The organism is Mesorhizobium tianshanense, from assembly GCF_007830515.1.
Classification (GTDB): Bacteria; Pseudomonadota; Alphaproteobacteria; order Rhizobiales; family Rhizobiaceae; genus Mesorhizobium; species Mesorhizobium tianshanense.
Genome location: NZ_VLKT01000005.1, coordinates 112,391 through 134,563, shown reverse-complemented (window position 1 = coordinate 134,563; position 22,173 = coordinate 112,391). Strand labels below are relative to the sequence as shown.

Annotated in this window: 22 protein-coding genes; 10 read left to right on the top strand and 12 right to left on the bottom strand. The window is 64.9% G+C overall.

Annotated elements, in window-relative coordinates:
• Positions 1-19 precede the first annotated feature (19 nt).
• From IQ26_RS05620 to petA, 4 genes are all read right to left on the bottom strand, one after another.
• The gene (locus tag IQ26_RS05620; protein WP_145714714.1) at positions 20-565 is read right to left on the bottom strand and encodes an adenine phosphoribosyltransferase; all 546 of its coding nucleotides are present in this window, start codon (positions 563-565) and stop codon (positions 20-22) included.
• Between the two features lie 226 nt (positions 566-791).
• Positions 792-1,664 carry a cytochrome c1 gene (locus IQ26_RS05615; protein WP_145714713.1) on the bottom strand — a complete coding sequence of 291 codons (873 nt, stop codon included), beginning with the start codon at positions 1,662-1,664 and terminating at the stop codon, positions 792-794.
• Between the two features lie 89 nt (positions 1,665-1,753).
• Positions 1,754-3,058, bottom strand: a complete 1,305-nt coding sequence (locus IQ26_RS05610; RefSeq protein WP_145714711.1) for a cytochrome b — start codon at positions 3,056-3,058, stop codon at positions 1,754-1,756.
• Between the two features lie 17 nt (positions 3,059-3,075).
• Complete coding sequence (gene petA / locus IQ26_RS05605) at positions 3,076-3,636, bottom strand: ubiquinol-cytochrome c reductase iron-sulfur subunit (protein WP_145714708.1); 561 nt, start codon at positions 3,634-3,636, stop codon at positions 3,076-3,078.
• Positions 3,637-3,926: 290 nt separating this feature from the next.
• Between petA and IQ26_RS05600 the strand changes: the two genes are divergently transcribed.
• Positions 3,927-4,283 (top strand): cupin domain-containing protein, encoded by a 357-nt coding sequence (locus IQ26_RS05600; protein ID WP_145714707.1) that lies wholly within the window; start codon positions 3,927-3,929, stop codon positions 4,281-4,283.
• A 58-nt stretch (positions 4,284-4,341) separates the two neighbouring features.
• Here IQ26_RS05600 and IQ26_RS05595 read toward each other — a convergent pair whose 3' ends face one another.
• The 4 genes from IQ26_RS05595 to IQ26_RS05580 are packed head-to-tail and all read right to left on the bottom strand — an operon-like array spanning position 4,342 to position 8,911.
• Entirely contained in the window at positions 4,342-4,656 is a 315-nt protein-coding gene (locus tag IQ26_RS05595; RefSeq protein ID WP_145714705.1) for a DUF6665 family protein, read from the bottom strand.
• Between the two features lie 35 nt (positions 4,657-4,691).
• Positions 4,692-6,575 carry an ABC transporter ATP-binding protein gene (locus tag IQ26_RS05590; protein WP_145714704.1) on the bottom strand — a complete coding sequence of 628 codons (1,884 nt, stop codon included), beginning with the start codon at positions 6,573-6,575 and terminating at the stop codon, positions 4,692-4,694.
• 24 nt (positions 6,576-6,599) lie between these two features.
• Positions 6,600-8,474: an ABC transporter ATP-binding protein gene (locus IQ26_RS05585; RefSeq protein ID WP_145714831.1), complete on the bottom strand. Its 1,875-nt coding sequence runs from the start codon at positions 8,472-8,474 to the stop codon at positions 6,600-6,602.
• Positions 8,475-8,503: 29 nt separating this feature from the next.
• The gene (locus IQ26_RS05580; protein WP_145714702.1) at positions 8,504-8,911 is read right to left on the bottom strand and encodes a hypothetical protein; all 408 of its coding nucleotides are present in this window, start codon (positions 8,909-8,911) and stop codon (positions 8,504-8,506) included.
• A 422-nt stretch (positions 8,912-9,333) separates the two neighbouring features.
• Here IQ26_RS05580 and IQ26_RS05575 point away from each other — a divergent pair, with 422 nt between their 5' ends.
• Both IQ26_RS05575 and soxR read left to right on the top strand, forming a co-directional pair.
• On the top strand, positions 9,334-9,792 hold the full coding sequence (locus IQ26_RS05575; RefSeq protein ID WP_145714700.1) for a tRNA (cytidine(34)-2'-O)-methyltransferase: 459 nt from the start codon (positions 9,334-9,336) through the stop codon (positions 9,790-9,792).
• A 169-nt stretch (positions 9,793-9,961) separates the two neighbouring features.
• Complete coding sequence (gene soxR, locus IQ26_RS05570) at positions 9,962-10,408, top strand: redox-sensitive transcriptional activator SoxR (RefSeq protein WP_145714698.1); 447 nt, start codon at positions 9,962-9,964, stop codon at positions 10,406-10,408.
• Here soxR and IQ26_RS05565 read toward each other — a convergent pair.
• Positions 10,405-10,662: a hypothetical protein gene (locus IQ26_RS05565; protein WP_126034398.1), complete on the bottom strand. Its 258-nt coding sequence runs from the start codon at positions 10,660-10,662 to the stop codon at positions 10,405-10,407. The two genes, soxR and IQ26_RS05565, sit on opposite strands and share 4 nt — an antisense overlap.
• A gap of 107 nt (positions 10,663-10,769) precedes the next feature.
• Between IQ26_RS05565 and hemF the strand changes: the two genes are divergently transcribed.
• The 3 genes from hemF to IQ26_RS05550 all read left to right on the top strand — a co-directional run bounded on the left by hemF (position 10,770) and on the right by IQ26_RS05550 (position 12,638).
• A complete protein-coding gene (gene hemF, locus IQ26_RS05560) occupies positions 10,770-11,684 on the top strand; it encodes an oxygen-dependent coproporphyrinogen oxidase (RefSeq protein ID WP_145714696.1) in 915 nt (304 codons plus the stop codon).
• 249 nt (positions 11,685-11,933) lie between these two features.
• Entirely contained in the window at positions 11,934-12,194 is a 261-nt protein-coding gene (locus IQ26_RS05555) for a DUF1344 domain-containing protein (RefSeq protein WP_145714694.1), read from the top strand.
• Between the two features lie 258 nt (positions 12,195-12,452).
• A complete protein-coding gene (locus tag IQ26_RS05550; RefSeq protein ID WP_126034401.1) occupies positions 12,453-12,638 on the top strand; it encodes a DUF1059 domain-containing protein in 186 nt (61 codons plus the stop codon).
• Between the two features lie 6 nt (positions 12,639-12,644).
• Here the strand turns inward: IQ26_RS05550 and IQ26_RS05545 are convergent, their stop codons facing one another.
• Genes IQ26_RS05545 through IQ26_RS05535 form a run of 3 tightly spaced genes read right to left on the bottom strand, consistent with a single transcriptional unit; the run spans position 12,645 to position 15,171 of the window.
• A complete protein-coding gene (locus IQ26_RS05545) occupies positions 12,645-13,913 on the bottom strand; it encodes a CCA tRNA nucleotidyltransferase (protein WP_145714692.1) in 1,269 nt (422 codons plus the stop codon).
• Positions 13,910-14,542: a CoA pyrophosphatase gene (locus tag IQ26_RS05540; RefSeq protein WP_145714690.1), complete on the bottom strand. Its 633-nt coding sequence runs from the start codon at positions 14,540-14,542 to the stop codon at positions 13,910-13,912. Before IQ26_RS05540 ends, IQ26_RS05545 begins: the two co-directional genes overlap by 4 nt.
• Complete coding sequence (locus tag IQ26_RS05535; RefSeq protein ID WP_145714829.1) at positions 14,542-15,171, bottom strand: DUF1285 domain-containing protein; 630 nt, start codon at positions 15,169-15,171, stop codon at positions 14,542-14,544. Before IQ26_RS05535 ends, IQ26_RS05540 begins: the two co-directional genes overlap by 1 nt.
• Before the next feature lie 146 nt (positions 15,172-15,317).
• Here IQ26_RS05535 and IQ26_RS05530 point away from each other — a divergent pair, with 146 nt between their 5' ends.
• From IQ26_RS05530 to IQ26_RS05515, 4 genes are read left to right on the top strand one after another with little or no spacing between them, the layout of a single operon-like run.
• Positions 15,318-16,322, top strand: a complete 1,005-nt coding sequence (locus tag IQ26_RS05530; RefSeq protein ID WP_145714688.1) for an AAA family ATPase — start codon at positions 15,318-15,320, stop codon at positions 16,320-16,322.
• Positions 16,322-17,236, top strand: a complete 915-nt coding sequence (locus IQ26_RS05525; RefSeq protein WP_145714686.1) for a DUF58 domain-containing protein — start codon at positions 16,322-16,324, stop codon at positions 17,234-17,236. Before IQ26_RS05530 ends, IQ26_RS05525 begins: the two co-directional genes overlap by 1 nt.
• A complete protein-coding gene (locus tag IQ26_RS05520; protein WP_145714684.1) occupies positions 17,233-20,055 on the top strand; it encodes a DUF4159 domain-containing protein in 2,823 nt (940 codons plus the stop codon). Before IQ26_RS05525 ends, IQ26_RS05520 begins: the two co-directional genes overlap by 4 nt.
• Before the next feature lie 3 nt (positions 20,056-20,058).
• Positions 20,059-22,146, top strand: coding sequence for a hypothetical protein (locus IQ26_RS05515; RefSeq protein WP_145714682.1), 2,088 nt, complete (start codon positions 20,059-20,061; stop codon positions 22,144-22,146).
• Positions 22,147-22,173: the final 27 nt, after the last annotated feature.

Below are 22,173 nucleotides of genomic sequence, written 5' to 3'. Positions count from 1 at the left end.
GGGAAGAAGGAAAAGCGCATCAATGCCCTTCGAACCCGATCAGCGTCCTGACCGGCACGCCGATCGCTTCGAGTTTTTCGCGGCCGCCAAGGTCCGGCAGGTCGATGACGAAGCAGGCGGCGATGATGTCGGCGCCGATCTGCCGCAACAGCTTGACCGCCGCCTCCGCGGTGCCGCCGGTGGCGATCAGGTCGTCGACCAGGATCACCTTTTCACCCGGAGACACGCCGTCCTTATGCATCTCCATCTCGTCCAGTCCGTATTCGAGGCTGTAGGCGACGCGCACCGTCTCGTAAGGCAGCTTGCCCTTCTTGCGGATCGGCACGAAGCCGGCCGAGAGCTGGTGGGCGACTGCGCCACCAAGGATGAAGCCGCGCGCCTCGATGCCGGCGATCTTGTCGACCTTCTGGCCGGCATAGGGATGCACCAGCTCGTCAATGGCACGGCGAAAGGCGCGCGCATTGCTCAGCAGCGTGGTGATGTCGCGAAACAGGATGCCCGGCTTGGGATAGTCCGGAATGGTGCGGATTGAGGCAAGCAGCGTGTCTTCGAGCGAAGGTTTCATGGGCGGGCTCTCCGGGGCATTCGTCCGATTCGACTTGAGGACGTGAAAGGAACTCCGGCCGATCGTAACCCGGCGCGGCCGGCGACAGCTACCGTGATATGGCGCCTGGAAGAAAATTGTCCGGCAAAGGACTGGAGCCGCCAGCCTTCGGAAACGAAAAGGGCGCCTTCGGAAAATGCAAAAGGGCGCCTTTCGACGCCCTTTTGATCTTATGGCTTTGCGGAGCTCAGTGCGCCACGCCGGCCCACACCTTGCGCTTGGTCAGATAGACCAGCGCGCCGAACAGCGACAGGAAGACCAGCACGCGAAAGCCGGTCTTCTTGCGGTCTTCCAGATGCGGCTCGGCTGCCCACATCAGGAAGGCCGACACGTCGCGGGAATATTGGTCAACCGTCTGCGGCGAGCCGTCGTCATAGGTCACCTGATCGTCGGAAAGCGGGTTCGGCATCTTCAGCGACACGCCGGCTATGAAATACGGATTGTAGGATGTGCCTTCCGGTATCTCCATGCCCGCCGGCGGCTCCTCGTCATAGCCGGTCAGCAGCGAGTGGATATAATCGGGACCGCCCTGGGCGTATTGCGTGAAGATGTCGAAGACGAAACGCGGAAAACCGCGCTCGACGCCGCGCGCCTTGGCCAGCAGCGACATGTCGGGCGGGGCAGCCCCGCCATTGGCGGCCGCTGCCGCCTGCTCGTTGGGGAACGGCGCCGGGAAATGGTCGGACGGTATGCCGGGACGATCGAACATGTCGCCGGCATCGTTGGGGCCGTCATTGATCGTGTACTCGGCCGCCAGCGCCTTGACCTGCGCTTCCGAATAGCCAAGATCTTCCAATGTGCGGAACGCCACCAATTTCATCGAATGGCAGGCCGCGCAGACTTCCTTGTAGACCTTCAGCCCGCGCTGCAACTGCGCCTTGTCGTAGGTCCCGAACGGCCCGGCGAAGCTCCAGTCCATCTCCTTCGGCTCGTGTATCGGGAAGTGCGTCGGCGCGGCTTCGTTGTGCGCCTCCTCCTGGGCGATGGCCCCGGTGGTCGCGGCCCCAGTGCCTGTCAACACAAGGCCGAGCAGCGCCAGTGAGGTGAGAATCTTCTTCATGCCAAATCCCCTTGAGATTCTCTGCCGCGCTGTCGTCGTCTCGAGCATGATCTCGTCCGAAAACCGGTCTCCACTTTTCGGGGTCATGCTCAGCCCTTGGTTTCCGGTGCGGCTGTCGCGCCGGCCGGATGTCCGCCACCGCCACCTTTGTTCTTCTCGAGTACCGCCTCGGTGATCGAATTCGGCAACCGCCGCGGGGTCTCTATCAGGCCGAGAACAGGAAGCGCGACCAGGAAGAAGGCGAAGTAGACCAATGTCGCCATCTGCGCCATGAAGACATAGCTGCCTTCGGCCGGCTGCGAACCCAGCCAGCCAAGCAGGACGGCATCGGCCACGAACAGCCAGAAGACCAGCTTGTACCAAGGCCGGTAGACCGCCGAGCGCACCTTCGAGGTGTCGAGCCACGGCACCAGGAACAGCATGGCGATGGAGCCGAACATGGCGAGCACGCCACCGAGCTTGGAGTTGATCGGTCCGATATTGAAGGTGATGGCGCGCAGGATCGCATAGAACGGCAGGAAGTACCATTCCGGCACGATATGGGCAGGGGTCTTCAGCGGGTCGGCGACTATGTAGTTGTCCGGGTGGCCGAGGAAGTTCGGCAGGTAGAAGACGAAATAGGCGAAGACGAACAGGAACACGATCATGCCGAACGCGTCCTTGATGGTCGCGTAAGGGGTGAAGGCGACGGTGTCGGTCTTCGACTTGACTTCGATGCCGGTCGGGTTCGACTGCCCGACCACATGCAGCGCCCAGACGTGCAGCACGACGACGCCGGCGATCATGAACGGCAGAAGATAGTGCAGTGAAAAGAAGCGGTTAAGCGTTGGGTTGTCGACAGCGAAACCGCCGAGCAAAAGCTGCTGGATCCAGTCGCCGACCAGCGGGATGGCGCTGAAGAAGCCGGTGATGACGGTCGCGCCCCAGAAGCTCATCTGCCCCCAGGGCAGCACATAGCCCATGAAGCCTGTCGCCATCATCAAGAGGTAGATGATGCAGCCGAGTATCCACAGAAGCTCGCGCGGCGCCTTGTAGGAGCCGTAGTAGAGGCCGCGGAAGATGTGGATGTAGACGGCGACGAAGAAGAACGATGCGCCGTTCGAATGGAGGTAGCGCAGCAGCCAGCCCGAATTGACGTCGCGCATGATCTTCTCGACCGAATCGAAGGCGAGAGTGCTGTCCGCCGCGTAGTGCATGGCCAGCACGATGCCGGTCAGGATCTGCGCCGCCAGCATGATCGACAGGATGCCGCCGAAAGTCCACGCATAGTTGAGGTTGCGCGGCACCGGATAGGCGACGAAGCTGTCATAGACCAGCCGCGGCAGCGGCATGCGGGCGTCGAACCAGCGTCCGAGACCGGTCTTGGGCGTATAGGTCGAGTGTCCCTCGCTCATCGAAATGTCCCCTAGCCTCAGCCGATACGGATCTTGGTGTCGGAAATGAACTGGAACACCGGCACCGACATGTTCTCCGGCGCCGGGCCCCCGCGGACGCGGCCGGCGGTGTCATAAACCGAACCGTGGCACGGGCAGAACCAGCCACCGAACTCGCCTTCCTGGCCGAGCGGAATGCAGCCGAGATGGGTGCAGACCTGAACCATCACCATCCAGGCCTCCTTGCCCGGCATGGTGCGGTTGGCATCCGTCGCCGGCGCGTCGGCCGGCAGATTGGCGTTGCGGGCGAGCGGATCCTTGAGCTGGGCCAGATTGACCGCCTCACCGTCCTTCATCTCTTTTTCGGTGCGGTTGCGCACGACGACCGGCTTGCCGCGCCATTTCACGACGAGCGACATTCCCGGCTCCAACGAGGAGACGTCGACCTCGATCGAGGCCAGGGCCAGCGTCGAGGCGTCCGGGCGCATCTGGTCGATGAAGGGCCAGGCGACGGCACCCGCGCCGACCACCGCGGCCATGCCGGTGGCGACGTAGAGAAAATCACGACGGTTGGGATCCTGGATGTCGGTTGCGCTCACGGGTGCCTGATCCTTTCGCCTCTTCCGTGCCGGTGGCCGAGCCTTGTTCCCCGCTCATTCACGCCAACCCGACAGCGCATGGCGAACAGGCTAGCGAATTCCTCCGGCATTTGGACTTCGGTTTATGCGTGAAGCCTGTTTTTGTCCAGACGGGTGAAGGCACAAGGGCAGATTGTCGCGGGGACACAATCCAGCGCCCGGCCGCGTGGCGAAAACGACCGGAAATCAACCGCAAAGCGGCGCCCGCGTTTGCCTCGACAGGAGACCCGGCCTCGGTCTATCCTCGGCTCATGGCGCATGTCATCGACAGAGACAAATGGGCCCGGGCGCCCGACCGCTGGCCCCAGCCCTGGCAGGGCGAACTGCAATGCGGCGCCTACGGCTCCAAAAGCTGCCTGATCTTCAACTATCTGCCGGAGATCGGCGGCGGCCCACGCCTGCACATGCATCCCTATAGCGAGATATTCATCATTCGCGCCGGCAACGGGCTGTTCACCGTCGGTGACCGGCAAATCGAGGCGTCGGCCGGCCAGATCCTGATCGTGCCGCCGAACACGCCGCACAAATTCACCAATCTCGGCCCAGGCCCGCTGGAGACCACAGACATCCACGAAAACGGCAGCTTCATCACCGAATGGCTGGAATAGACCATGATCCCGAAAAGTGGAAACCGGTTTTCGCTGGAGATCATGGTCAAACTGGTATCTATTTCGCGCCGAGCCTGGCCAGCACGACCCTGGGGATCTTGTATTCTCGGATCACCGCCTCGTGCTTGCGCAAGCCGCACAATTCGCGCTGGATGAAATAGCCGTGGACCGCCTCCGCCGCGTCCTTGAGCAGCCGGGCACGTTGTTCGCCATCGTCGCCTTGTTCACGCAACCTCGTCAACGTCTCTTCCACGCGCCGGCCGGCGCGGCCGAGCGCCGCCGCCTTTTCGCCGAGGATTTCATGGCCGAGCAGGTCGAGCGCCGACTCCTGCGCGCCGGACCGTCCGAAATTCGATGGCATTCGCACCGACATGATCCACTCCGGTTTTTTCGCGGAAAATACCGGCCCTACTCCGCCGGCCGCGTCTCTTCCAGCACGCTTTCCTCGTGGAACAGAAACCCGCCGGACTGCCGTTTCCACAGCCGCGCGTAGAGCCCGTCGAGCGCGACCAGTTCGTCATGCGTGCCTTGTTCGACGATGCGGCCGCCGTCGAGCACCACCAGGCGATCGAGTGCCGCGATGGTCGACAGTCGGTGCGCGATGGCGATGACCGTCTTGTTCTCCATCAGCCTCGTCAGATTCTCCTGGATGGCCGCCTCGATGTCGGAATCGAGCGCCGACGTCGCCTCGTCGAGTATCAGGATCGGCGCGTCCTTGAGGAAGACGCGGGCGATCGCCACGCGCTGGCGCTGGCCGCCCGACAATTTCACGCCGCGCTCGCCGACAAAGGCCTCGTAGCCCTGGCGACCACGATTGTCGCGCAGGCCGAGGATGAAGTCATGCGCCTCGGCCTTTTTCGCCGCCGCGATCACCTCGGCGTCGGTTGCGTCGGGCATGCCGAGCTTGATGTTGTCGCGCAGGGAACGGTGGAAAAGTGCGGTATCCTGGCTGACGACGCCGATATTGGCGCGCAGCGAATTCTGCGTCACCTCGGAGACATCCTGACCGTCGATGGTGATCTTGCCGGCCTCGAGGTCGTAGAGGCGCAGGATCAGATTGGCCAGCGTCGTCTTGCCGGCGCCGGACGGCCCGACCAGCCCGACCTTCTCGCCCGGCCGCACGACGAGATCGATGCCGTTGAGCACGCCGAACCCCTTGCCGTAGTGGAACTCGACCTTCTTCACGTCGATCCGGCCGCCGGTCACGACAAGCTCCCTGGCGTCAGGCGCATCGGTCAGGCCGAGCGGTTGCGAGATCAGCGCCTTGGAGTTTTCCAGCACGCCGAGATTGCGCAGGATGCCGTTGAGCTGCATCATCAGCCGGCCGAGCAGCATATTGAGCCGCAGCACCAGGGACAGCGTGAAGGCGACCGCGCCGACGGTGATCGAGCCTTCGACCCAGAGATAGACGGCAAAACCGGCGATCGCCGTGATCATGATCCCCGACAGCATCGTCAGCGCCATGCGTAGGCCGGTCAGCCTGCGGGTGAACGGGCGCAGCGCGTCGAGATAGATATCGAAACCACTCCTGATATAGCGGTCGTCGCCGTCGGCGGAGAACAGTTTCAGCGTCTGCACGTTCGAATAGGAATCGACGATGCGGCCGGTGATCATCGAACCGGCCTCAGCGGTTTCCTCGGCATGCTCGCGGATGGCCGGCAGATAGCGTTTTGCCAGCCAGCCGAAGGCGGTGAGCCAGATCACCACCAGCACCGCCAGCCGCAAGTCGAGGCCGGCGACCAGCACCAGAGTCGTCACCGTATAGACGACCATGAACCAGACGACCTCGATGAAGCTCTCCATCAAATCGCCAGTCGCCTGCCCCGCCTGCCAGACCTTGGTCGCGATGCGGCCGGCGAAATCGTTCTGGAAAAAGGCGTAGGACTGGCGCGAGACATGGCGGTGCGCCTGCCAGCGCACCAGATTGTAGAAGCCGGGCGTGATCGTCTGCTCGTCGACCAGCGCCGCCAGGCCGACGACGATGGTGCGGATGACCAGCACCACGGCGGCCATGAAGACAAGTTCGGGGCCGGCGGCAGTCCACAGCGCGTCCCAGTTGCGCTCGCCGGGGAGCTGGTCGAGAATATCGACCAGCCTGCCGACGAAGTAGAAGAGTCCGGCCTCGACCAGCGGCGCGATGCCGCCGATTACCAGCATGGCAAAGAAGGCGACCTTCGCCTGGCCGACATAGTGCCAGAGGAACCCCCTGACGCTGATCGGTGGCCGAAGGCTCACGGGCTCCCTGAACGGATAGACCCAGTTCTCGAACCAGCGATAGACGGCAATCATCATTTGGTAGCCATCACTCTGCTGCCATCATTCCGCTGCTTGACCCTTGACGATGGCATCGTCGGCGGTCGCACCTCCGTCGAGCAGGAAGCCGCCCGACTGGCGCTGCCAAAGCTGCGCATAGAGCCCGCCGCTGGCGACGAGTTCCTCATGTGAACCTTCCTCGATGACGCGGCCCTTGTCCATGACGACGAGCCTGTCCATCGCCGCGATGGTCGAGAGCCGGTGCGCGATGGCGATGACGGTCTTGCCTTGCATGAGCTTGTAGAGGTTCTCCTGGATGGCCGCCTCGGCCTCGGAATCGAGCGCGGACGTCGCCTCGTCGAGAATGAGGATCGGCGCGTCCTTCAGCATAACGCGGGCAATGGCGATGCGTTGCCGCTGGCCGCCGGACAATTTGATGCCGCGATCGCCGACATGCGCATCGAAACCCTTACGGCCACTGGCGTCCGAAAGCCCTGATATGAAATCGAGCGCCTCGGCACGGCGTGCTGCCTCGACCAGCATCTCGTTGCTGGCGTCCGGCCGGCCATAGAGGATGTTCTCGCGCACCGAACGGTGCAGCAGCGAGGTGTCCTGAGTGACCATGGCGATCTGGGCACGCAGCGAATCCTGCGTCACCGAGGCGATTTCCTGGCCGTCGATCAGGATCCGGCCAGCTTCAAGGTCGTAGAAGCGCAACAGAAGGTTGACCAGCGTCGACTTGCCGGCGCCAGACCGGCCAACGATGCCGACCTTCTCGCCCGGCTTCACCGTCAGCGACAGGCTCTCGATCACGCCCTTCTTTTTGCCGTAGTGGAAGCGGATATCCTCGAAGCGGATTTCGCCCTTGGTCACGGCAATGTCCTTGGCCCCGGGCCTGTCTTCGACCAGGCGCGGCAGCGAGATCGAGCCGATGCCGTCCTGCACCGTGCCGATGTTCTCGAACAGGCCCGACATTTCCCACATGATCCATTGCGACATGCCCCACAGCCGCAGCACGAGGCCGATGACCACGGCGACGGCGCCGATCGTCACCGCCTGCCCGAGCCACAGCCACAGCGAGATCGCGGTCACCGAAAACAACAGCAGCGAGTTCAGGATGTAGAGCAGGCCGTAGAGCTGCGTCACCAGCCGCATCGACCGGTAGACCGTCTCGAGAAAGCCGGCCATGCCTTCCCTGGCGAAGGACGCCTCGCGGCGCGCATGCGAGAACAGCTTGACCGTCTGGATGTTGGAGTAGCTGTCGACGACGCGGCCGGTCATGGTCGAGCGCGCGTTGGCCTGCTCCTCGCCGACCTTGCCCAGCCGCGGGATGAAGTAGCGCAACAACAAGATATAGCCGGCGAGCCAGCCGGCAAGCGGTGCCGCCAGCCGCCAGTCGGCCGAGCCGACGATGACCAGCATGCCGAGGAAATAGACGACGACATAGTTGAGCACGTCGATGAGCTTGATGACGCATTCGCGCACGGCGAGCGCGGTCTGCATCAGCTTGGTCGCGATGCGCCCGGCGAACTCGTCCTGATAGAAGGTCATCGACTGCTTGAGCAGGTAGCGATGCACCTGCCAGCGGATACGCATCGGATAATTGCCCATCAGCGTCTGCTGGCTGATGAGCGAATGGAACCAGACCGTCGCCGGCAGCGCGAACACCACGACGAAGGCCATGCCGGCGAGCTTCCAGCCCTCGGTCTCAAGGAATGTCTCGCGATTCTGCGCCGACAGCCAGTCGACGATCCGGCCAAGGAAGCCGAACATCCACACTTCGGCAAGAGCGATAGCCGAGACCAGCACCGCATCGAAAATGATGTAGGGCCAGGCGCCGCGCGTATAGTGCACGCAGAAGGCGATCAGCGTCCTCGGCGGCTCGACCGGCTCCTCGGCGGGGAACGGATCGAGCTTTTTTTCAAACCAGCGGAACATTGTCTTGGCACTCACATGCTTGTTTTCGCTCACGCGGCGCGGGGGCGCACAGCGTCTTGGGAGCGGGTAGCGTCCTGGATCGGCGTCCCGGAATCATCCGGGCCGCCGATCCTGCTTCGCGCCATATAGGACGTCGCGGGATTTTCGCCGACAGGCTCGTTGAACGATCCTGACGGCGCTGTGTCGACAACCCGGAGTTTCGCGCCGGCTTTTGCGCCAGGGCGGATCAGCCTGATGAGCCGGCGCACCAGCGACGGCCGGCTACGGTCGGGAACCGCGCGCGAGAAATCGACGTCCGGCAGCATGCCGCGATGCGGGCGCCGGCGGGTCTCGGCGTGAACCGCCGACGAATAGGTTTCGCCGATCAAAAGCGCCCATGTCGCCATCCTGCGCTCGTGCAGGTTTCTTGAGCCGGGAATTTTGCAGGGATCGAACATCGGTCCGTCCTCCATGTGAAAATACAGATAAAAGTGTGAGTCCGGCCTGGTCGCGGGCGAATGGCCAGCGAACGGCAAGGATTGAACAGAGGCGTGTTCAGGTGGGGCGTTCAGCCCCTTCGACAACTTGAAAAACATCGCAGGATTCCTTCGAAGGCCGAAAAAGGTTTCGGCTAAGAATCGGTGCGATCGAAGTCTAAAAGGTCAGGAGAATCGTCGTACCGAAACCGCCGGCAGGCTGGTAAGCCCACAAGAGGGGCGCTGGATGTACATGATCATCATGAATTACCCCTCCATCGGTTCGGGTTGACAATGCCCGCCATATAACCGACTTCGCAGAAAATGACCACCCGCCAGTCCAGCAATTTCCAAAACCGCGAGACCCCTGTGGCCGATCTGCCACGGATCAAAAACGCGCGGAAATGAACGACCGTCTCCGCATCGCGCTCTACCAGCCGGATATTGCCGGCAACACCGGGACAATCCTGCGCTTCGCCGCTTGCCTCGGCCTGGGGGTCGACATCATCGAACCGGCCGGCTTCCCGCTTGCCGACCGGGCGCTGAAACGGGCCGGCATGGATTATCTCGAAATGGCGCGGCTTTCCCGGCATGTCGACTGGCATGCCTTCGAGAACTGGCGCAGAAGCGAAACGCGGCGGCTGGTGCTGCTGTCGACCAGAGCCGCCACCGCCTACACGGATTTCGCCTTCGCCACCGACGACGTTCTTCTGTTCGGCCGCGAATCCGCAGGCGTGCCGGATCCTGTCCACGAGGCGGCGGATGCGCGATTGATCATTCCGATGCAGCCCGGCGCGCGCAGCATCAACGTCGCGCTTTCCGTCGCCATGGTGGCCGGCGAGGCCATCCGGCAGCTCGGATAGGATTTGCAGACCGTCGGCGGGCGCAGCCATCACGGCCGCTTCCCGGCTGACGACCGCGCCCTCTCTTGTCATTCTCACCCAGGCGCACATTGCCTTCTCCTGCGGTTTGCATGTCCTGGGTTTCTTCGTTACAAGCTCAACTTAACTTGAGGTCAAGCGGAAAATTCGAATGGCTGGGGTGACGGAATTGACGGTCGGCCAGGTCGCCATGCGCAGCGGGGTGGCGGTATCGGCGCTGCATTTCTACGAGGCGCGCGGACTGATCCGCAGCCACCGCACATCGGGCAACCAGCGGCGCTACGGCCGCGACGTGCTGAGGCGTGTGGCGATCATCAGGATCGCGCAGGAGGTCGGCATCTCGCTGGCCGAGATCGGTGCCGCGCTTGAATCGCTGCCTGAAGGCCGCACGCCGACGCGCGAGGATTGGAATCTGCTTTCAACGGCCTGGCGCGACCAGCTCGATCAGAAGATTGCCCAGCTGAAGAAGCTGCGCGACGGGCTGACCGACTGCATCGGCTGCGGCTGCATGTCGATCGACAAGTGCCCGCTGCGGAACAAGGAAGACCGATTGGGCGCCCAAGGCCCGGGAGCAAGGCGGTTGTTGGTAGCTCGTTAATCCGCAGCCGGCAGCCGCCTGATGGTGAATTCGATAACGTCGCCCGGTCGCTCGAACCAGCTTTCGATCTCAGTCCAGTAGGCCTGCTTGGGGAAACGCTCGAACCATTCCTGCGCCTTGAGCCGCGCATCGGAACGCGGCAGGACGAAGGTCTCACGCAGGAACCCGTCGCGCGGCATGCGCTCGCGCTCGGCGCGCGAACGGTCGAGCCTCTTCTTCAGGCCATCCAGCGGCGGTCTTGCCGGAGTGCGCACGAAAGAACTCCATTCACACTTGACCCTTACACCCAAGAGATTAGGGATCGCGGCCGGAAAAGACGAGTCATTTGTCGGGGTGCGCGCCCCACAACCGGAGGCAGCATTTGCAACGACCCGAAATAGCGGCGGGGCTGCCGGCCGACATCGAACAGAAGAAGATGAAGGCGCGGCTGTGGTTCGAGACGTTGCGCGAGCGCATCTGCGCCGCCTTCGAGCAGATCGAGCAGGAGCTGCAGGGGCCGCAGGCGTCATGGTCGCCGGGCCGCTTCGAAAAGACGCCGTGGGAGCGCGACGAAGGCCGCGGCGGCGGCGGCACCATGTCGATGATGCGTGGCCGCGTCTTCGAGAAAGTCGGCGTCCACACCTCCACTGTCTATGGCGAGTTCTCGCCGGAGTTCAGGAACCAGATGCCCGGCGCCGAGGAAGACCCGCGCTTCTGGGCGAGCGGCATTTCGCTGATCGCCCATCCGTGGAACCCCAACGTGCCGGCCGTGCACATGAACACGCGCATGGTCGTCACCTCGCGCCAGTGGTTCGGCGGCGGCGCCGACCTGACGCCGGTGCTCGACCGTCGCCGCACCCAGGACGACCCGGACACGGTTGCCTTCCACCGGGCCATGCAATTCGCCTGTGAGAAGCACGCTGGCGTCGCCGACCACGTGAAATTCAAGGCCTGGTGCGACGAGTATTTCTACCTGCCGCACCGCAACGAGCCGCGCGGCACCGGCGGCATCTTCTTCGACTGGCTGCATTCGGACGAGGACAGAGGCGGCTGGAACGCCGATTTCAACTTCGTCCAGGATGTCGGGCGCGCTTTTCTCGTCGTCTATGGGCATCTCGTGCGGGCCAATTTCAACGATAACTGGACCGATGGCGATCGCGAGGAGCAGCTCATTCGCCGTGGCCGCTACGTCGAATTCAACTTGCTTCACGATCGCGGCACCATCTTCGGACTGAAGACCGGCGGCAACGTCGCCTCGATCCTGTCCAGCCTGCCGCCAGAGGTGAAATGGCCGTAAAATCTCGGTGAGCCGGGCGTGAGCCGCAATCAGGTCCAAATCGCTGGATCTTGGCGGTGAATGGGCGCACGGAATTTCTTTTTCGTCTAATATCCATTTGAAAAAACAGGACTAATTCTCCGTTCCGGGCCGGGAAACGCCGGCGGTTCTCGCCTCCTCTGGAACCGTGACCCGACGCGACCGGACGGCCCAAGATTGAGTGGGGCACCCTTTCCAATCAGGTGCCCTCATTTTCCAGGAGAGCATGCCATGCGCAAGCTTGTTATGTCGGTTGCGGCTGCTGCCGTTCTTGCCTCTGGTGGCGCTGCCTTCGCAGCGGTCAAGCACACCACGGGCACGGTCAAGACCTATGATGGAACGGCCATGAGCCTTGTTCTGGACGACGGATCGACCTTTACGCTGCCCAAGGCCTTCAAGAATCCTGGCCTGAAGGCCGGCGAAAAGGTCCGCGTTTCGTGGGACATGAGCGGCAAGCACAAAATTGCCGAGGCAGTCAGAATCGTGAAGTGACGGCCTGCCCGCAGGAGCAAGACGAGGCTATGTCTGGTCTTGCTCAGGGGTAGCGTAAAAAAGGCGGAGCAGCGATGCTCCGCCTTTTTCGGTCTTTGCCGCAACCAAAGCCCATTCAATCGTGTTATGCTTGCTCCCCTCGTGCGTGACCCGAAAACCGAACCGGTTTCCGACAGGATCATGCGTCGATCAGAGGTGCTGAAGCTCCGCGTTCAAGCAAGCGCGCGGCGCTCCAAGGAGGAAAAAGGGAGAAATCCGATGAAGGAATTCCACTGCGGCTCGCTCGTTCCGGGTTGCGACTGGCATACGCGCGCCGATGAGGAAGCCGAAGTCATGCGTCGTGCGGTCGAACATATGCGCGAGACGCATGGCGAGACGATCATCCGCGAGACGATGATCGAAGCCATCCGTTCGCGCATCGAAAAGGCTCGCGACGCCGCCTGACTTTGCCTAGCTTTCGAGTGCCTCCGCGGCGCGCTTGAGGAGCGCGCCGCGAGCGAGCGCAAAGCCGGATTCGACCCACTCGTTTTCAAGGTTTTTTAGGATTGCGCCGAGTTTCGGCCCGGGCGACGCGCCAAGCGTCGTCAGATCCGCACCCTTGAGCGGAAAGCCAGGCTTTTTCCATCTTCCGGCGAAGGCCAGCAGGCGCGAGAGGCCGCCGGCTTCGAGCAGCGCGTCATTGTCTTGGACCGCGCGGGCTCGGGCGGAAGCGAGCGACAGCCGCAAGCGATCGACAAGGCCCTGGTAATCGCCACGATAGAGCCGTTTTGCGAATTCCGCTTCGGTCGTCTTCGGCTCGACGGGCGCTGTCAGCGCCCACTGCCTGAGACGGCCGGCTTCGCTGACGGAAAATTTCAGCCGCTCAGTGAGCGTCTTCATCCGCGGGGCGTCCGGCGGCACGATTGCTTCCAGCCTGAGCAGCGGCTCCGGCGTCCAGCCCAGATCCTTCTCGGCCCTGGTCAGCGCATGGATCGAATCGATGCCCCATTTCTCGCTCTCCGGCAGAACGCTGGTGAGCACGCCGGCCTGGCGCATCCACAGCAAGGCGCGCGACGGGTCGGGGGCCGACAGCAGCTTCTTCAGTTCGGACCAGACGCGTTCGGCCGAGAGTTGGCTGAGCCCACCCTTGAGCCGGGCGCAAGCCTTCAGCCCTTCGGCATCCGGCCGGCCGTCGCCATACCAAGCGAAGAAACGAAAAAAGCGCAGGATGCGCAGATAATCCTCGCGGATGCGCGCTTTCGGATCGCCGATAAAGCGCAGCCGGCGCGCCTCTATGTCGGCGATGCCGCCAACCAGGTCGACGATCGTGCCGTCGGCCTCGGCATAGAGTGCGTTGATGGTGAAATCGCGCCGTTCCGCGTCGGCCTTCCAGTCGCGCCCGAACGAGACCTTGGCCCGCCGCCCGTCGGTCTCGACGTCGGCGCGCAACGTGGTCACCTCGAACGGCCTCCCGCCGGCGACAATCGTGATGGTGCCGTGCTCGATGCCGGTCGGCACGGCCTTGAAGCCCGCCGCCTCGGCGCGGCGGATGGTTTCATCGGGCAGGCAAGTGGTGGCGATGTCGACGTCGGCGACCTGCTGGCCGATGAGCGCGTTGCGCACCGCGCCGCCGGCGACGCGCGCCTCCTCGCCGCCGTCCGCCAGCGCCGCCAGCAGGCGCTGCAGGTGCTTGTCGCCGAGCCACTCGGCCCTGCCAGCGAGCGACACCCGGCCGCTCACGTATAGAGCCTTTCATAGAGCGTGCGGATGATGCCGGCGGTGACGCCCCAGATGCGCTGGCCGCCATAGGGCATCTCGTAGAAGAACCATTCCAGGTCGTCCCACATGCGGCTCTCGCGGCCGTGGTTAGCCGGGTCCATCAGGAAGCGCAGCGGCACTTCGAAGGCGTCGTCGACCTCATCGGAATTCAGCGCCAGTGAAAAACCCGGCCGCACCATTGCCAGCACCGGGGCAATGCGATAGCCGCTGCCGGCGACATAGTCGGGCATACGGCCGATGATCTCGATCCGGTCCTGGCCGAGCCCAATCTCCTCGAATGTCTCGCGCAATGCCGCCGCCTCCGGTGTCGGGTCGGTTGGATCGATCGTGCCGCCGGGAAAGGCCACCTGCCCCGAATGGTTGCGCAGCTTTTCCGCCCGCTTGGTCAGCAGAACCGTGGCGTCGCGTCCGTGATCGACCACCGGGATCAGCACGGCGGCATCGCGCAATGCCTTCGCGAGCTTCAAACGCGGATGGCCAGGATTGAAGCGATGGTCGCCATAATCATCGGCGGCATGCGCCAGCGGCTGTGCCGCGACACGTGCGCGAAAATCCTCGGCGGAAAACGGTGTCGGCGACATCTGATCCATCACGCGCTCAGCCGCTGCAGTTTTTCCGCCGGCATGATCGGATAGACCGCGCCATTCGAGCGGACGGCGAACATCCTTCTGCCGCCGACCTCGATCTCCTCGCCATACTCGACCAGTTCGTACATGACCGGCCGCGCCACCAGCGCTTCCAGCCGCCCGCGCACCAGCACATAGGGTTTCAGGCCACCGGTCGCATCCTCGTCGACGAAGCGCAGCGGATGCTCCGGCCCGGCCTCAACCACGTCGCCGACATTGGTGCGGAAGGTGATGGCCTGGCCATCGCCGGTGCCGGAAACGTCCATCTCGACGGCGATGAAGGGCGCGTCGACGACGCGGATGCCGACCCTTTCCACCGGCGTCACCAGATAGGTCCTGCCGTCTTCGTCCTTGCGCAGCACGGAGGAAAAAAGCTGCACCAGCGGCATGCGGCCGATCGGCGTGCCCTGGTAGAACCAGCTGCCATCCTGTCTGATCTCCATGTCGAGATCGCCGCAAAAGGCCGGATTCCAGCGCTCCACCGGCGCCGGCCCCTTGCCCGCGCGGGCGGCACGCGAGATCAGCGCTTCGAGCCCGTACGCCTCGGTGGCGGCCGTCAGACTCGCTTCAGGATCGTCGGCGCGTTCTGTCATGGTCACGAAATAGTCACTGTTGTTCCGCTTGTCAGCCTAAGTCTGTGATTTAAGTTCAAAGACAGGCGCCATGCCAGACCGAATCGCGGCATCCTGCGGCGTCGAAGGTGCAAGCTGGTATTTCCAACGAGAAGGATCGATGCTGCATGAGCGTGATGATCAAGGAAAGCCCGATCAGCGAAAAGGACATGATCGGCCAGGCCGAGACGGCGCTGGCCGACATTTCCAGGGTTCGCGATGGTGTCGGCCGCGTCATCTTTGGCCAGGAAAGCGTCGTCGAACGCACGCTGGTGGCGCTGCTGGCCGGCGGCCATGCGCTGCTGGTCGGCGTGCCCGGCCTCGCCAAGACCAAGCTGGTCGAGACGCTGGGCATCGTGCTCGGCCTCGATTCCCGCCGCATCCAGTTCACGCCCGACCTGATGCCGTCCGACATTCTCGGCTCCGAGGTGATGGAGCAGGACGAGTTCGGCAAGCGTTCGTTCCGCTTCATCTCCGGGCCGATCTTCGCGCAGCTGCTGATGGCCGACGAGATCAACCGCGCCTCGCCGCGCACCCAGTCGGCGCTGCTGCAGTCGATGCAGGAATACCACGTCACCATTGCCGGCGTCCGTCACGACCTGCCGGCGCCCTTCCACGTGCTGGCGACGCAGAACCCGCTGGAGCAGGAAGGCACCTATCCGCTGCCTGAAGCGCAGCTCGACCGCTTCCTGATGCAGGTCGACATCCTCTATCCGGAAATCGAGGCGGAGCGCCGCATCCTTCTGGAAACCACCGGCATCGAGGACGCCAAGGCGCAGAACGTGCTGCAGCCGGCGCGGCTGAAGGAGATCCAGACCCTCATCCGCCGCATGCCGGTGCCGGAAAGCGTCGTCGACGCGATCCTCCATCTGGTGCGCTCGGCGCGCCCCGGCCAGGGCAATGCCGAGACCGACAAGCACGTCGCCTGGGGCCCGGGCCCGCGCGCCAGCCAGGCGCTGACGCTATGCGCACGCGCCCGCGCGCTCTATGATGGACGGCTGGCGCCGTCGGTCGACGACATCAGAGCGCTGGCCGAGCCGGTGCTGCAGCACCGCATGGCGCTGACCTTCGCCGCCCGCGCCGAGGGCACGACCGTGCGCGACGTGGTGGCGAAACTGGCAAAAGGGATCTGATGGCGCGCATAGGCGAGGCACAGGCACCGGCAGCGACGCGTGACGCGCTCGCCCGCGGCCGGTTGCGCGCTTCGCTGGTTCCGGACCTGCTGGTCGAGGCGCGCCGCATAGTCAACACGGTGATCGCCGGCTGGCACGGCCGCCGCAAGCGCGGCATCGGCGAGAATTTCTGGCAGTTCCGGCCCTATGTCGAAGGCGATTCCTCGCGCATCGACTGGCGCCGCTCGGCCCGTGACGACCACACCTATGTGCGCGACCGCGAATGGGAGGCCGCCCATACGGTGTGGCTGTGGGCCGACCCCTCGCCTTCCATGCTCTACAAATCGACCGGGGCCACCGTCTCGAAGGAATCCCGCGCGCTGGTGCTGACGCTGGCCATGGCCGAGCTTCTGTCGCGCAGCGGCGAGCGTATCGCCTGGCCCGGCCTGACCGATCCGTTCACCGCCCGAAACGGCGCCGAGCGCATCGCGGCGCAGCTCGCCCATGCCGGCGAGCTGCCGGCAAAGCCCGATCTGTCCGGCATCCGCCGCTTCTGCGACATCGTCATCGTCAGCGATTTCCTCGATCCCGTCGAGGACACCATCGCCTGGCTCGACGTGCTCGCCCGCCACGGCGTGCATGCCCATCTGATCGAGGTCGCCGACCCGGCCGAGGAGAGATTTCCCTATGCCGGCCGCACCGAATTCACCGATCCCGAGACCGGCGACAAGCTGACCGCCGGCCGCGCCGAAACGCTGGGCGATGAATACCGCCTGCTTTACACCGCCCGCCGCCAGGAACTGGCCGCCTGGTGCAAGCGGCTCGGCTGGAGCTTCACCGTCAACCACACCGACCGCCTCGCCTCCGAAGCGCTGGTGCGTGTCCACATGGCGATGACCGTCGATGGCAGCTCAGCCGGGAGGATCCGCGCATGAGCTGGCTGCCGCTCTCCTTCGGGGCGCCGATGGTGCTGTGGGGCCTTCTGGCCCTGCCGGTGATCTGGTGGCTTTTGCGGTTCACCCCGCCTAAGCCGCAGACCGAGATCTTCCCGCCGCTGAAGATCCTGGCCCGCGTGCTGAAGCGCGAGGAGACGCCGCAGCAGAGCCCGTGGTGGCTGACGCTGCTCAGGCTGGTGATGGCGGCCCTTATCGTTGCGGCGCTGGCCGAACCTGTCTTCAACCCGCGTGAAAAACTGCCGGCCGAAGGCGCCGCCCTTGCGCTGGTCATCGACAATGACTGGGCAAGTGCCGCCGACTGGGGCCAGCGCGTCGCCACCGCCGAACGGCTGATCGCCGACGCCAGCTCCAACGACGTGCCCGTAATCATCGCCTTCACCGCCGAAAAGCCGAACGCCGAGATCGGCCCCTTCGACGCCGCCGCCGCGCTCGACCGGCTGCGCGCGGCAAAGCCGCGGCCGATCCCGACCGACCGACCTGCCGTCTACGCCCGCGTCGCGGCAACCCTGGAGACCTTGCCGGGCGCCAGCGTCGCTGTGCTCGCCGACGGTCTGGCGGCGGAAGGCGACGAGGCCGCCTTCAACACGCTTTTGTCGAAGAACGCCGCGCGCGTCGTCTGGGCCGTTTCCGACCGGCCTGCCCTGATCGGCCTGACCGGCGCCGACAATCAGGTGGACGGTTTCGAGCTGACCGCCATCCGCGCGCCGGGCGATCCGGCGCCGGCTCAGGTGACCGCCGGCGCCTTCGACGACAAGGGCCGCCGCATCGCCGACGCCACGCTGACCTTCTCACCCGGCGAATCCACCGCCACCGGCACGATGGCGGTGCCGTTCGAATTGCGCAACGACTTCGCCTCGATCGCGCTCGACCACGAGCGGCAGGCCGGCGCGGTCCGCGTGCTTGACGAGAGTTCCAAGCGCCGCCGCGTCGGGCTGCTGTCGCAGGCCGAGGCCGACCAGGCGCAGCCGCTTCTGTCGCCGCTGTACTATATCCGCCGGGCGCTGCAGCCCTTTGCCGATCTGGCCGAACCGTCTAGCGCCGACCTTGCCGACGCCATCCCGCAGCTCCTCGACCAGAATCCGGCGATGATCGTGATGGCCGATATTGGCACCATTCCGGAGCAGGTGCGGCAAAGGCTAGTCGACTGGGTCGACAATGGTGGCACGCTGGTGCGGTTCGCCGGCTCGCGGCTGGTCGCCGCCGGCAATGACGACGACCTGCTGCCGGTCAGGCTGCGCACCGGCGAGCGCTCGCTCGGCGGCGCGCTGTCGTGGACGACGCCGCAGCCAGTCACCGACTTTCCGAAGACCGGCCCCTTCGCCGACCTCGCTCCGCCCGCCGAGGTCACCGTCACCAGGCAGGTGCTGGCCGAGCCGACGCCTGACATCGTCGAACGCACCTGGGCCACGCTTGCCGACGGCACGCCGCTGGTGACCGGGATGAAGAAGGGCAAGGGCACGCTCGTCCTGTTCCATGTCACGCCGGAGGCGACATGGTCGAACCTGCCGATCTCCGGCAGCTTCGTCGAGATGCTGCGGCGCATCGTGCAACTGTCGCGCAATCAGGGTGCCGCGGTCGCCAACGCCGAAGCCGCCGCCACTTCGCTGGCGCCCTACCGCATGATATCAGCCGACGGCACGCTGGTGCCGCCGACGCCGGATGCGCGGCCGCTGGTGCCGGGTGCCGGCCCGCTGCCGGTGACGTTCGAGAACCCGCCCGGCCTGTACGGATCCGAGACCGGCGTCTTTGCCCACAATCTGCTTGATGCCGAAAGCAGCTTCGCACCGCTGGTCCGTCCTCATATCACCGTGCCGGTCACCACCGTCCAGTACGCTTTCGATGAATCGCACAATTTGAAGGGTCCGCTGGTGGCGGCAGCCCTTGTGCTGATGGTGCTCGATACGCTGGCCGTGTTCTGGATGGGCGGACTGTTCTCGCGCCGGCCCCGCCGCGCCCGCGCTGCCGCAACCACCGCCGCCCTGCTGATTGCGCTCGGCGCCCCGGTCGGCCAAACCGACATCGCCCGCGCCGACGATGCCAAACCGGGCGACGAGCGGGCGATCGAGGACATTTCGAAGACCCGGATCGCCTATGTGCAGACCGGCGAACGGAGCGTCGATTCGATCAGCCAGGCCGGGCTGGAGGGCCTGACCCGCTTCCTGATCGAGAAGACCGCGCTCGAGCCGGGAGCGCCCGCCAGCGTCGATATCTCGAAGGACCAACTGTCCTTCTATCCCCTGATCTACTGGCCGATCGACCCTGCCGCGCCGATGCCGAGCCAGGCTGCGATCGCCCGCGTCGATGCCTATATGCAGCAGGGCGGCACGGTGCTGTTCGACACGCGCGACCAGTTCGCCACCGGCATCGGCGCGGATTCGGCCAGCCCGGCGACGGAGCGGCTGCGCGACATCCTCGGCAATCTCAACGTGCCGCCGCTGGAACCGGTGCCATCGGACCACGTGCTGACCAAGTCCTTCTACATCCTGCCTGAGTTTCCCGGACGCTTCGCCGGCGGCCCGCTCTGGGTCGCGGCTTCGCTCGAAGCCAGCAACGTCGAGAACCGCCCGGTGCGCACCGGCGACGGCGTCTCGCCGATCATGATCACCGCCAATGATTTCGCCGGCGCCTGGGCGGTCGACGAGAATGGCGACCCGCTTTTGCCGACCGTGCCGTCGGACCCGATGCAGCGCATTTATGCGCTGCGCGCCGGCGTCAACATCATGATGTACATGCTGACCGGCAATTACAAATCCGATCAGGTGCACGTGCCGGTGCTGCTCGAACGGCTGGGGCAGTAAGCCATGAACTGGTCGCTCGCCTTCGAACCGCTCATCTCCTTGCCACTGCTTGGCCTGGTGCTGGCGCCGCTGTTGCTGCTGGCATTGGCCGGCCTGTGGTTTCGACAGCGCGGCGCAGTCTTCCGTTTCGCCGCCCTGCTCGCGCTGGGTGCGGCCCTGCTCAACCCGGTGTTCCTCGACGAAGAGCGCGAGGCGCTGAAAAGCGTCGTCGCCGTCGTCGTCGACCGCAGCCAGAGCCAGGACATCGGCGAGCGCACCAAGCAGACCGACGAGGCGCTGGCCGGGCTTCAGCAGCGCCTGGGCCGCTTCAAGCAGTTCGACGTCCGCGTCGTCGAGGCCGGCAAGTCGGAAGCCGCCGAGGAGCGCACTGAAACGCGGCTTTTCGGTGCGCTTGAAAGCGCTTTCCGCGACGTGCCGCCTTCGCGCATCGGCGGCGCCATCATGATCACCGACGGCGAGGTGCATGACGTCCCCGCCGGCACACCCGAATTCAACGCCCCGCTGCACGCGCTGATCACCGGCAACGACCAGGAAAAGGATCGCCGCATCCGCTTCGAGAATGCGCCGCGCTTCGGTCTGGTCGGCAAGCCGCTCGAAATGACCTATCGCGTCATCGCCACCAACAATGAGGCCGGCTCGGTCGATGTGCGCGTGTCGGTCAATGGCGAGCAGGTTTCGGTGGAGCGCGCCGTCATTGGCCAGGCCATGCCGCTGCAGGTGACCATTCCCAGCGCCGGCCGCAACATCGTCGAACTCGCCATCGACCCCGAGCCCGGCGAACTTACCGACACCAACAACCGCGCCATCGCGCTGATCGACGGCATCCGCGAGAATCTGCGCGTGCTGCTGGTCTCCGGCGAACCGCATGCCGGCGAGCGCACCTGGCGCAACCTGCTGAAGTCCGACGCCTCGGTCGACCTTGTCCATTTCACCATCCTGCGGCCGCCGGAAAAGCAAGACGGCACGCCGATCAACGAATTGTCGCTGATCGCCTTCCCGACGCGCGAGCTGTTTGTCGAGAAGATCAAGGATTTCGACCTGATCATCTTCGACCGCTACCAGCACCGCGACGTGCTGCCCATCCTCTACTACGACTACATCGCCGAATATGTCGAAAAGGGCGGCGCGCTGCTGATCGCCGCGGGACCGGAGTACGCCGGCGAAAGCTCCATCGCCCGCACGCCGCTAATGTCGGCGCTGCCGGCGATGCCGACCGGCGAGGTCGTCGACAAGGCCTTCTACCCGCGCCTCACCGACCTCGGCCAGCGCCATCCGGTGACGCGCGCGCTCGACGGCTCCGCCACCGAGCCGCCGCACTGGAGCCGCTGGTTCCGCACCATCGGCGTCGAGAACCCCGAAGGCGAGGCGGTAATGAAGGGCGCCGACAACCGCCCGCTGCTCCTGCTCGACCGCAAGGGCGAAGGCCGCGTCGGCATGTTCCTGTCCGACCAGGGCTGGCTGTGGGCGCGCGGCTTCGAGGGCGGCGGCCCGCATGTCCAGCTCTATCGCCGCATCGCCCACTGGCTGATGAAGGAGCCCGAACTCGAAGAGGAGCGGCTGATCGCCGACGGCCGCGGCATGATGCTGGAAATCCGCCGCCAGACGATGAGCGACGACCCCGGCCCGGCGCAAATCATCACCCCGTCAGGCAAAGCGATGACCGTGAAGCTCGAGGGATCCGAACCCGGCGTCTTCCTGGGCAGCATCGAGACCAACGAGATCGGCCTCTATCAGGTCGGCAATGGCGATTTGAAGGCGCTTGCCCATGTCGGCCCGGTCAACGCGCCTGAATTCACCGACGTCGTCTCCACAGAGGGCCGGCTGAAAGCGCCGACCGAGGCCACCGGCGGCAGCGTGCGCCGGCTGGCGCCGTCATCGGCCCTTGGCAACCTCGCCGGCGGCGTGACGCTGCCCTCGGTCGTCCCGGTCCGCGCCTCGGGCGCGGCCACCGGCAACGACTGGATCGGCCTGCGCACCACCGACGACAGCGTGCTGAAGGCCGTCTCGCGCGTGCCGCTGTTCGGCGGGTTCCTCGGCCTCGGCCTGCTGCTTCTGGCCATGGGCTCGATGTGGTACCGCGAGGGGCGGTAGCAGCACCTCTTTCCTTGCGGGAGAAGG

Coding starts and splice junctions, on each gene's coding strand:
- IQ26_RS05595 (WP_145714705.1), bottom strand. CDS start 4,656: ATGTCGGTGCGAATGCCATCGAATTTCGGACGGTCCGGCGCGCAGGAG.
- IQ26_RS05525 (WP_145714686.1), top strand. CDS start 16,322: ATGGCGCGCATAGGCGAGGCACAGGCACCGGCAGCGACGCGTGACGCG.
- soxR (WP_145714698.1), top strand. CDS start 9,962: ATGGCTGGGGTGACGGAATTGACGGTCGGCCAGGTCGCCATGCGCAGC.
- IQ26_RS05600 (WP_145714707.1), top strand. CDS start 3,927: ATGGCGCATGTCATCGACAGAGACAAATGGGCCCGGGCGCCCGACCGC.
- IQ26_RS05590 (WP_145714704.1), bottom strand. CDS start 6,575: ATGATGATTGCCGTCTATCGCTGGTTCGAGAACTGGGTCTATCCGTTC.
- IQ26_RS05530 (WP_145714688.1), top strand. CDS start 15,318: ATGAGCGTGATGATCAAGGAAAGCCCGATCAGCGAAAAGGACATGATC.
- IQ26_RS05575 (WP_145714700.1), top strand. CDS start 9,334: ATGAACGACCGTCTCCGCATCGCGCTCTACCAGCCGGATATTGCCGGC.
- IQ26_RS05515 (WP_145714682.1), top strand. CDS start 20,059: ATGAACTGGTCGCTCGCCTTCGAACCGCTCATCTCCTTGCCACTGCTT.
- IQ26_RS05610 (WP_145714711.1), bottom strand. CDS start 3,058: ATGAGCGAGGGACACTCGACCTATACGCCCAAGACCGGTCTCGGACGC.
- IQ26_RS05540 (WP_145714690.1), bottom strand. CDS start 14,542: ATGGATCAGATGTCGCCGACACCGTTTTCCGCCGAGGATTTTCGCGCA.
- IQ26_RS05585 (WP_145714831.1), bottom strand. CDS start 8,474: ATGTTCCGCTGGTTTGAAAAAAAGCTCGATCCGTTCCCCGCCGAGGAG.
- IQ26_RS05620 (WP_145714714.1), bottom strand. CDS start 565: ATGAAACCTTCGCTCGAAGACACGCTGCTTGCCTCAATCCGCACCATT.
- IQ26_RS05550 (WP_126034401.1), top strand. CDS start 12,453: ATGAAGGAATTCCACTGCGGCTCGCTCGTTCCGGGTTGCGACTGGCAT.
- IQ26_RS05580 (WP_145714702.1), bottom strand. CDS start 8,911: ATGTTCGATCCCTGCAAAATTCCCGGCTCAAGAAACCTGCACGAGCGC.
- IQ26_RS05615 (WP_145714713.1), bottom strand. CDS start 1,664: ATGAAGAAGATTCTCACCTCACTGGCGCTGCTCGGCCTTGTGTTGACA.
- IQ26_RS05535 (WP_145714829.1), bottom strand. CDS start 15,171: ATGACAGAACGCGCCGACGATCCTGAAGCGAGTCTGACGGCCGCCACC.
- IQ26_RS05555 (WP_145714694.1), top strand. CDS start 11,934: ATGCGCAAGCTTGTTATGTCGGTTGCGGCTGCTGCCGTTCTTGCCTCT.
- IQ26_RS05520 (WP_145714684.1), top strand. CDS start 17,233: ATGAGCTGGCTGCCGCTCTCCTTCGGGGCGCCGATGGTGCTGTGGGGC.